This window comes from Legionella sp. km772, from assembly GCF_003989735.1.
Lineage (GTDB): Bacteria > Pseudomonadota > Gammaproteobacteria > Legionellales > Legionellaceae > Legionella.
This window is the reverse complement of the sequence record NZ_RZGQ01000111.1, coordinates 1-9,423: the sequence shown is the minus strand read 5'-3', so window position 1 is coordinate 9,423 and position 9,423 is coordinate 1. Positions and strand designations below refer to the sequence as shown.

Below are 9,423 nucleotides of genomic sequence, written 5' to 3'. Positions count from 1 at the left end.
TTGATTTTTTTGATGCAGTGTAATAATTTCGCTTTTTGGTCATTCTATTCCCCTCTTATATTAGAAGAATAGCTCTTAAAAATACCTTTTTTTCGTCTAAAAATCCGCGCCTATATCAGTATTTGAGCGAGCCTGTTTTGTAAATCATCTCTTGATTGCAAATGAGGAAGCTTGACCGCTGCCTAAGCTTCCTCTTTATGCTAATCGCGAAAATTCTCATATTGTAAAGGTAGTTCAATATCAGCCTTTTTTAATAAAGCTATTGTCTCTTGTAAATCATCTCTTTTCTTTCCAGTGACCCTAATTTTATCACCTTGAATTGACGCTTGTACTTTAGCTTTTGACTCTTTAATTATTTTTATAATATCTTTAGCCGCAGGTTGATCGATACCCTGTTTAAAAGTCATATTCAAAGAATAAAACTTCCCGCTGTGTACAGGTTTGTCCTCCATTTCCACCCCTACCGTACTAATATTTCTTTTCGTACAATGGTTACGAAATAAATCTTCTAACTGCCTGACCTGAAAATCAGATTCTGACCTTAGGGTTACGGTTAGCTCTTTCAATACAATCGTTGCCTCCACACCCCGGAAATCAAACCGAGTTCCAACTTCTCGTACAGCATTTTCTACAGAATTTTTAAGTTCCACTTCATTAATTTCAGAAACGATATCAAAAGAGGGCATTATCAAACCTATCAATAAGAAAAAGATTAATGTAGCAAAAAAACTTAAGCTGGGGAAGAATTGAGAAAGGATCATACGCAATGAATTATTTTTAAACTATTGCATAATCAAAAAATCCATGGCAAATTAATTGATATAAAAATTATCTAGTTGGACAGGGAGATTCTTATTAGTAAGTAATTACTACTACTTTAACAGTAAATAACATAAGGTTATTTGCTTCTCAAGGAGTGAGAGGTATGGGAAAGACTAATAAAAGGATGTTTGCATCCTATAGAGCTATGCCACAGCAATCTCGTTTTTGGGTATATTCGCAAAGTTGTTACACACCAGAGGATCTTGAATTTAGGGAATGGGTAATAAAAACGCGAGCTAATTCAGGAATTCATACAGATTATCTAAATAATCCTAGCTCTTGGTTTACTGAAGACAGCCAGGCCTTAATTGATGTATACCCCAACTCCTGGATTTTTTCATCGGCGTACAGACCCCGCCAAACCTTATCAAGAGAGGATTTCCATGTTCAACCTATCGATGCCTTACGTCTTAATTGGCCATCAATTTATGATTTAATGCAGCAAACAGGGGATTATCTACTGTTAAGAAATAAAGATTTATCCACTGATAATTTTAATCAACCGATGAATTATGTACTGCTTGATATTAACCACATGTTAAAAGGCTTAAGTCAAAATCCAAATATGGAACAAGTACAAGAACAGTTAACCTCCATAACTAAATATGTACGCACTATCGAAAAGCACCTCTCACCTATGGTGGGATCGGATCGCTTATTTCTCGCCAATTTTCGTGGCACAGTTCATGAAAAGATCATGCCGCAAATTGCTCATAAGATTGAATCTCGGGTATTGCAGGATAGATTAATTGACTTGGGAAAAATTGTGCAACAAGTATCCAGTGAACGTAATCGTATCTTACATTTTGCCTTAAATGATCGTCCCGTCAATCCGCATCCTTATCAGTTTTCTCTGGCACCTACGGAAAATTTAGCCGCCTATCCTACCCAAGCAGCTAAGGCGTGCTTAGAATTAGAACCCCCTTTACTTACTAGCGGAGAACCGGCAAGCCCTTCTTCCTCCAAACTTGCCTCCTTAAAAGATTGTCCCCATTTTGGTTTGGTTAGTAGCGATGAAGAGACTACTGCGCATTATCAAAAAGCAATTGAAGATTTAAGAGAATTAGAGAAATTCCAAACTATTATAAGTGAGACAACAGGAATGCTCGCGCAAGCTGGAGAGGTTTATACCATTCACCAGTTCAGGGTGCAAATGTTAGGTTTATTAGAAAATATCAATCATTTTCTGGTTGAATCTTCCATCCATATCGATGCAATAATTGATGAGAACACTCAAGCTTATCATAAAGCAATTCAAGCTCAGCAAGATCTTTCTACGTGGAAAAAATGGTTTACTTCTGAAGAGGAACAAATCAAAACCTTTATAAAAAATCAAGATACCTTAGCTCAATTTCCTTCAGCATCACTTGATCTTGCGAAAACGGCAAGTTTGGCTCAAGCAAACTCCAGAGAAATCATTAAACATTTAGAAGATGCTCACTCTGCCGAAATGAGTTTTAAAGCGGTTGCGGATAAAGCCCTAGAGCTGGATAAATTAATGGGCTCCATGCATGTTTGGGTTACAACCCAGCATCAAAATAAAGGCTTACCAGCGCCGCAGGCCCCAACTCCACTTCGCCTCAGCACGGGTAAATCCGAAAAACCAACGCCCCTGATAACAAAAACAGATTTTGTAAGCTCAAACCCCTCCTCCTTTTTTTCCACCACGGCAACACCCTCATTTGACTATTGTCCCTCAGGAGCTTCAGAATGCCCGGCCTCCCCCCCGCAAACAACCAATAGCCATGCTTTGCTTGCTTTGGGATTAATTATCGCCATTCCTACTATTTTGTATGGATTATATCTACTTTTTAGGCAAAATAGTGAACCCAGTGACGATATAAAACTTTCTGCCTCTCCAAGCAAAAGGACATTATTTACGAAATACCTCACCCAATTTGAGGATAAGATTGCTTTATTAAAGGGATATGAACAACGTACAGCTCAAGACCTTTCTGAGGACTATCAACTTTTTGTAGATGCCTATTTAGAATCCAAAAATCAAGCTCAGAAAGGTCATTATGATATTAAAAAAATACAAGAGGCTTATGATGATTTAAGTTATTTTTACGCAGAATACACAGAATCAGGGCAAAAAGCGAAACTATCATAAATAGGCAAACCAGCTAATTGTAAGGTTAATGAGCTAACAGCCTGCATTCGTGCTTTATTGGCGTAATCAAGTTCCTATTCTATGCACGATTCGCACGTAAAGCAGGGGTATGTAGACAATATAGCAGGCTTAAACTGGTGACTGTGTACCTTTATTAGGAGTTATTTTAATGGACTCGATGAAAGATTGATCTATTTTTTCGACTAAAGCATCAAACTCTTCAAAATGAATAGATTGCCCCTCATGAGGTAAAGAACCATTCCTAGCAATCAAAAGTCCATTGAGGCTATTTAACTCCTCTTCATTAGGGTAAAGAGAGATCTCACAATCTAAAGCACGCTCTAAAGAATAGATAGAGGAAGTTCCTCTAAAAGAATAGGTATTATCTTCATTTTTCGTCCAATCGTCATGGGTTCTATGAAACTCGTCTTTAATCCTGCCAAACAGGATATGGAGTAAATCATCTAAAGTTATAAATCCCCACAAGGTGCTACTGTTTTTATAAACCAAAGCAAAGTGCGGCATGCCTCGACGGAATTTTTGCAATAAATCCATAGCAGGAAGGTTAGGTGCTACGTTTAATACAGGACGCACATATAAAGCCAAATTTGTGATTTCCTTTTTAGTTAATAAATCAGGAAATAGATCTTTGACATGAATAAACCCAATTATTTTTTTCTGCTGGTGATCATAAACTGGATATCTACTGTATTTATTTTGAATAATTTTCTGTTCTATTATTTCTCTTGAATCCCTCGTATCGAGAATTACCATATGTTCCTTCGTTCGCATGATATCAGTTACCTTAAGCTCAGCTAAATCTAAGGCATTTTTCAACATTTCCTTTTCATCTTGATCTAATTCGCCGTGGGTATGGCTGCTATTTAAAATCAATTTAAGCTCATCCGTCGTATAAAAGCCCTCTTCGGATTTCTCAACATTCAAACCCAGTTTATGTAAAATAGCATTAGAACAGGAGTTTAATAACCAAATTGCGGGATACATTAACTTATAGAAAAAATATAAAGGTACTGCAGTCCAAATTGAAATAAATTCAGCACGACGGATAGCCACAGATTTAGGCATAAGTTCACCTACCACAATATGTAGGTAAGAAATAATAAAAAAGGCGATAAAAAAGGAAGAAACCTCAATAAATGAGGTGGAATGAATACCTACTAAGTGAAATAAAGGTACTAAAATATAAGCAAATGCGGGTTCACCTATCCAGCCTAAACCCAAGGAGGCCAGAGTAATACCTAATTGGCAAGCAGATAAATAAGCATCCAGTTTCGCATGTATTTTTTCTAAAAGTTTACCTCTTAAACCATATTGTTCTTTTATTTCTTGTACCTTGGTTGCCCGCAATTTAACCATGCTAAACTCAGCAGCCACAAAAAAAGCATTGAGCAACACTAATAGAAAAGCTAAGCCGATTAAAAGAATATTATACATGCTCCATCCCAGATAAATGTGAAACTCAAATTTCAAATGCCAAATTAATACCTTTATTGCCCACTTAATAATTACTTAATCTTTTTTTAGTACAATGATGCCTAAAAGAATTTGAGTCTAATTATGCCCTTAAAATCCAAAGATATACCGCAATTTACTATAAATTACATCTGTTCTTGCTTATTAATGTGCCGTATCCGTACTACTGATGATTTAAGCAAGCAGTTTTATGCCCTGATCGCCCAGATTAGCCAAAATCCAGATGTTTTCAAAACCCATTACACTGTAGAAGAATGTTGTTTGATTTTAGAAACAGCCATTAAAGCTTATAATAATGCGAATGATTTTGCTATTCGGATGAGTAAGGTACATCGTTATGCTTTTTCGGATGCGGAACAACACACTCATTTATTTTCAGTTGTCCCTATTGATACCGCCGATGACCTAAGCCATGTCACCAAAAGCTACGATCAATTTATTGCAAGCCAGCAAATTAAAAAGAAAACCAATAAACTAGCCTTAAGTCTTTTAGAAAATGCAGAGTACATAGAAACCCAATATGTTATCTTTGGTGCAGGAGATACAGGCACCACCATTTGGCTTGAAAAATATAAATTATATCATGAGGTGGCACTTCAGCATTTACAGCAAGGTAAAACACCCCCTATCCTGATGCTAGCCCAAGACGCCGGTAATTGGCATCATGATTATACCCTTGCCCAACCCCACAATATACTGGAGCGAACCCATAGTCAGGCAAACCCCAGCGATTATATGAGCTCAAGTTTTTATGCAAAAAACCCCTATACCAATGCTCGGCATGTTTATCAAGCTAATCAAGTAATTCTTACTGAAACTGGAGCGCCTTTACTTCAAGCAACGGTACTAAAAATTGAAAAACAAGAGCATCATGCGAGTGATTGGACAAGCACGAGCGCTTATCGTCTCGTTATTAGCACCTCGTTAGGAAAGAAATTAGTTTATACTAATGAAATTGACGTTTGTACGGGTTTAGGCCCAGCTAAAACGCTAATTCCTAATAATAGCACTCGGCTAGCCCAACTAACACAATACGACAGCGAAAAAGGATTCATCCCGTTAATAGATGGAAATCAATATATTTTAACTGATGAAGAAGAGCGTAGCCCAAAGTCTAAAACGATTGTTATCTATGGTGGCGGCGGAACAGCAGCAGCCTGTTATCGAAAAGGTTTTTTTGGCCATGATGTCCGCACAGAATCAGTTCCGATGGAAGAAAACGGACAAAAAAATAAAATGCTATGGGTCGCAAAGCAATTTAATAAGGCAGGTACCGGAAAATTAGTTACCCACGCCTTAAAATCAGCTAAAGAAAGAGATGAGCTCCTCTATGCAGAACTCATTCAAATAACACCTAAATTAGACGGTACCCTATTCTTGCAATTTAAAACCATGGATACTACTGATCAAAAAATAATATCCATTAGCTGCGATCAATTTATTTATTCCGTCGGCCAAGACGATAATTTGATGCGACAGATTTGCCATGAAATCGAAACGGATTTAAATTTAAACTTTGATAATAAAATGGTATTAAACGTAGAATCCTCTAACCATAGCGTTCGGTTCTTTGGTGCGGCTGCCATGGCCGTTCGCGAGCTAGAATACATGACCGCCACTTGGTCGTGGCTACGCTCTCAAAATATTGGTGGTGATGTAGGGCCAGGCTCCATGCCTCCATCCCGAGCACAAATTAAACGTTATAATGCTTTAAACGGTATTCCGCCACAAAGCATTAATGCCAATATGGATACTATGGAACTTATCATTGAATTTTTAGAGAAAGCAGGGGTACCCCATTCTGTTGCTTTAGAGTTTAGTGATGATCTCTTGTTTGCAAGAAAACAAAGCCCCTCAGGCGCAAACTATAAAACAATTAAATCTCTTTTAATAAAACACCAACTAAGGGATTATATTTCCATAGAAGGACATGGCCATTTAATAATTAAGCTAAGCTCAGAGAGTACGAATATAAAACAAGTCACTCCACTACTTTCTTGGTTAGGAGAGGAACGAAGAACAAATGATGCGAGTATTACGGTATCTAACGCTACAGCAACAGGTCAAAAGGAATTTGAGGAGTTGACTGTTGGCACCGAACCGCCCACAATAGCCCTCCTATCCTAGGATATAAATCTCATGATGAAATTAACCGAATTTCTTAGATTAAACCAAAAGCAACAAGATCTGGAACGAGAACTTGTTGCGTTTTCCCAGACCAATCCTAGTGCTGAAGCTGTCCAAGAAAAGATTTTCGCCTATGATTTACCTAGCTTATTTAAAATTGCCTTTAATAATTCTAAAGTCGATAAATTATTAAAATCTGAACCCTTGAAAGCCTATTGGGAGGATCAATGGCGAAGAGCAGGGGTAAATCCGCGCGGTTGTAAATATGATCGAAGTAAACCGCTGCATGAATATTGGCCTATGCCGACCATTTCTACCTTTACCTTGTTACAAGGCTTATTTATTTATACGGAATATCAACACATAATGGACTCAAAAAAAATGAGTTTGGATTTAGTTTATATTGCCGCAGAATACCTCATCTTAGCTGCCCAGTCAGGTAATTTTTTTGCTATGAATGCACTTTGTGAACAAGGATTAAAACTTTTAAAACCTACATTTAACGACGATCTAGCCCGGCTAATCCTTAAGACTGCACAACAAGCGGCAAAACTCTATTGGACTCCTGGCTACTTACTTTTAGCTAATGTGTATAAAGAGTTTAATAAGCATAAAGAGGAAGAGATTTTAAAAGCTATGAACCTTCCATTAAATGCTTATGAAGCCTTACGCACAGCTCAAGGCTTGGAGCCTAAGTCGGTAGTGATGATCAATAATGCTTATCAAGGCAAAACTATTATTGAAGCCAGTGCAGGTGCGATTAAAAGTTTTCTGCAAATAAAAATGAAGTTTGTTGCTGATTTAAATTTGACTGCCACTGATTGCTCATTAGCCGAGCGAAAAGCGGAATTAGCATTAAGAGATATTAATAAGAAATTTCCCGAAGCTGCCCTGCCTATTGAGCATGCTGAGATAGTTGATGTTGATTTTGATTCCATCCCTACTTTCTAACCCCTCGATAAACACTTATTTGACAGGGGCCTAAATTAAGATGACTTGCTATCTTAATTCAGGCTCTAGTTTATGCTTTATCTTAGTTTAAATTCGTCTATTTCAAGCGTGGCTGCGGAATGGCTTACCGAAGCTATGGCTCTGGGAAACATGCAGAAACCACCTGAATAACAGGATGGCTGTGCTGTTACTATAGGGACTGCAGGAGCGGCTGGTTTATAGCCTTTATCCGCTTGCATTATATAAATCGCCCCTGCCTGGAGGACGACCGATAAAACAAGCTCTTTAATTAAGTCCTTTTGTTTTTCCTTATCCAAAGTTTTATAAAAAACATCTAGTGCAGTTAAATTTAATGCGTCGCGCTCTGGAACAAAAATATCAACCAGACTACTATCGTCCTCGGCAATAATTTTATACTGTTTTAAACGCGCATGCGCTGAGTTAAGCCCCTCTAATTGGCTACGGTTAAAATTTACCTCATTAGAGATAGCGGTAAAAAAAAGTTCTCGAACTACTAAAAACATATTACGTTTTGCAAATTCATCCTCATACCATGCCATAAATTTACTATCGCTAAAGATGGCTCGATTTGACCTGCAATCAGCAATAAAGTTGATTAACGCCTTAGCCAGTTCGGGTTTTGCTTTTACTGATAACTCTGTTCGCATGGATAAATGCGGTGCAAAAGTGATAAAAAAGGCCTGATAGTCAATAGGTGAACAGGCAATCGAACCGGTAAAATAAGGTTTAAAAGCATCCGTTGCAAAAAATTGTTCAATTAGCGAAGGAGATTTTAAATATTTCTTTAATACCGAAATCGTTGCAGTTTCAGCATCACTAGCCTGAGCTCTAACTATCATAGGAAGTGAGGCTGGACTTTTATCACAGATTCCGGTCATCAACATCGCAGCTGCACACATTTTATGTAAAGCATGATTAGAGGAGTCAATAACTTCAAGTCCAGCCTGAACAGCGCTTTCCTCAATTAAAATATACAGCTCTGACAAATCGACAGTACTTACAGGACTAAAAACCATAGTAGTCCCTAATACAATAATTCGATTGGCGATAAAGCTTAATAAATGTTTTAATTCAGGCCTTTCTATACGTAAAGCAGCGTTCAACCAAGTACAAAGGCGATCAGCCGTAGCTTCTTCCACACTCATGAAATCGCCTTTATTAACTTGCTCTTCATCATGAAATTCGATCAAAAAACTAATGATATCTTTTAGAAAAGCACCATAGCTCTCTCGCTCAGGAACTATTTTGAGTGTTTCTAACAGCAACATCGTACGCGCCCTAATTTCTAAAGCGTGAGGCGCTGAATGATGCAATCGTTGGGTAGCTCTTGCTTTTGTATCTAAATCGGGACCATGTATTAAACGTAAGCCCTGGAGTGATTTTTTATAATCAACAGCAGACTCTTTTAAAAAAGGCGCAACCAAATCCAAAGCATTAGCAGGCAATGATTGCTGTTGAGATAAAGAGGCGATAACGGTATCTAAATGATTGCCCCGCAAAAAAACTTTATTGGTTTGACATAAGGTTTTTAATTGCAAAAGTAAGGCATTATAAACATCCTTACTCGCTGTATTTAATGATGAGAAAAAGCTTAAGCTTTGCTCATTTAAAAGCCAAAATTGCTCTGTTTGCAGGCATAGGGACATTGCTCTATTAAAAAGCAAATAACTATCTTCTTTTTCTGCTAAAGTTCTAAAATAAGTAATTGCTACTCGGCATTCTTCCAAAGCCGTATACTTAGCAATTAATTGCATCCCAAATTCTTGTAATGGCCCTGATATAGGCGCGGATTTTTAGACGAAAAAAAGGTATTTTTAAGAGCTATTCTTCTAATATAAGAGGGGAATAGAATGACCAAAAAGCGAAATTATTACACTGCATCAAAAAAATCAAAA

6 protein-coding genes are annotated in these 9,423 nt (G+C 37.5%); 3 read left to right on the top strand and 3 right to left on the bottom strand.

The annotated features are described in order from the left end of the window. Positions 1–200 precede the first annotated feature (200 nt). Complete coding sequence (locus ELY15_RS10955) at positions 201–686, bottom strand: YajQ family cyclic di-GMP-binding protein (RefSeq protein WP_127099936.1); 486 nt, start codon at positions 684–686, stop codon at positions 201–203. 239 nt (positions 687–925) lie between these two features. On the opposite strand from ELY15_RS10955, the gene ELY15_RS10950 reads away from it, so the two are divergent. Continuing rightward, a complete protein-coding gene (locus tag ELY15_RS10950) occupies positions 926–2,935 on the top strand; it encodes a hypothetical protein (RefSeq protein ID WP_127099934.1) in 2,010 nt (669 codons plus the stop codon). A 129-nt stretch (positions 2,936–3,064) separates the two neighbouring features. Here the strand turns inward: ELY15_RS10950 and ELY15_RS10945 are convergent, their stop codons facing one another. Further along, complete coding sequence (locus ELY15_RS10945; RefSeq protein ID WP_127099932.1) at positions 3,065–4,390, bottom strand: hemolysin family protein; 1,326 nt, start codon at positions 4,388–4,390, stop codon at positions 3,065–3,067. A gap of 123 nt (positions 4,391–4,513) precedes the next feature. Between ELY15_RS10945 and ELY15_RS10940 the strand changes: the two genes are divergently transcribed. Continuing rightward, entirely contained in the window at positions 4,514–6,556 is a 2,043-nt protein-coding gene (locus ELY15_RS10940) for a hypothetical protein (RefSeq protein ID WP_127099930.1), read from the top strand. 12 nt (positions 6,557–6,568) lie between these two features. Then, on the top strand, positions 6,569–7,507 hold the full coding sequence (locus tag ELY15_RS10935; RefSeq protein ID WP_127099928.1) for a DUF5630 domain-containing protein: 939 nt from the start codon (positions 6,569–6,571) through the stop codon (positions 7,505–7,507). Positions 7,508–7,584: 77 nt separating this feature from the next. Here ELY15_RS10935 and ELY15_RS10930 read toward each other — a convergent pair whose 3' ends face one another. Continuing rightward, on the bottom strand, positions 7,585–9,282 hold the full coding sequence (locus ELY15_RS10930) for a hypothetical protein (RefSeq protein WP_127099926.1): 1,698 nt from the start codon (positions 9,280–9,282) through the stop codon (positions 7,585–7,587). Positions 9,283–9,423: the final 141 nt, after the last annotated feature.

Coding starts and splice junctions, on each gene's coding strand:
- ELY15_RS10955 (WP_127099936.1), bottom strand. CDS start 686: ATGCCCTCTTTTGATATCGTTTCTGAAATTAATGAAGTGGAACTTAAA.
- ELY15_RS10950 (WP_127099934.1), top strand. CDS start 926: ATGGGAAAGACTAATAAAAGGATGTTTGCATCCTATAGAGCTATGCCA.
- ELY15_RS10945 (WP_127099932.1), bottom strand. CDS start 4,390: ATGTATAATATTCTTTTAATCGGCTTAGCTTTTCTATTAGTGTTGCTC.
- ELY15_RS10940 (WP_127099930.1), top strand. CDS start 4,514: ATGCCCTTAAAATCCAAAGATATACCGCAATTTACTATAAATTACATC.
- ELY15_RS10935 (WP_127099928.1), top strand. CDS start 6,569: ATGATGAAATTAACCGAATTTCTTAGATTAAACCAAAAGCAACAAGAT.
- ELY15_RS10930 (WP_127099926.1), bottom strand. CDS start 9,282: ATGCAATTAATTGCTAAGTATACGGCTTTGGAAGAATGCCGAGTAGCA.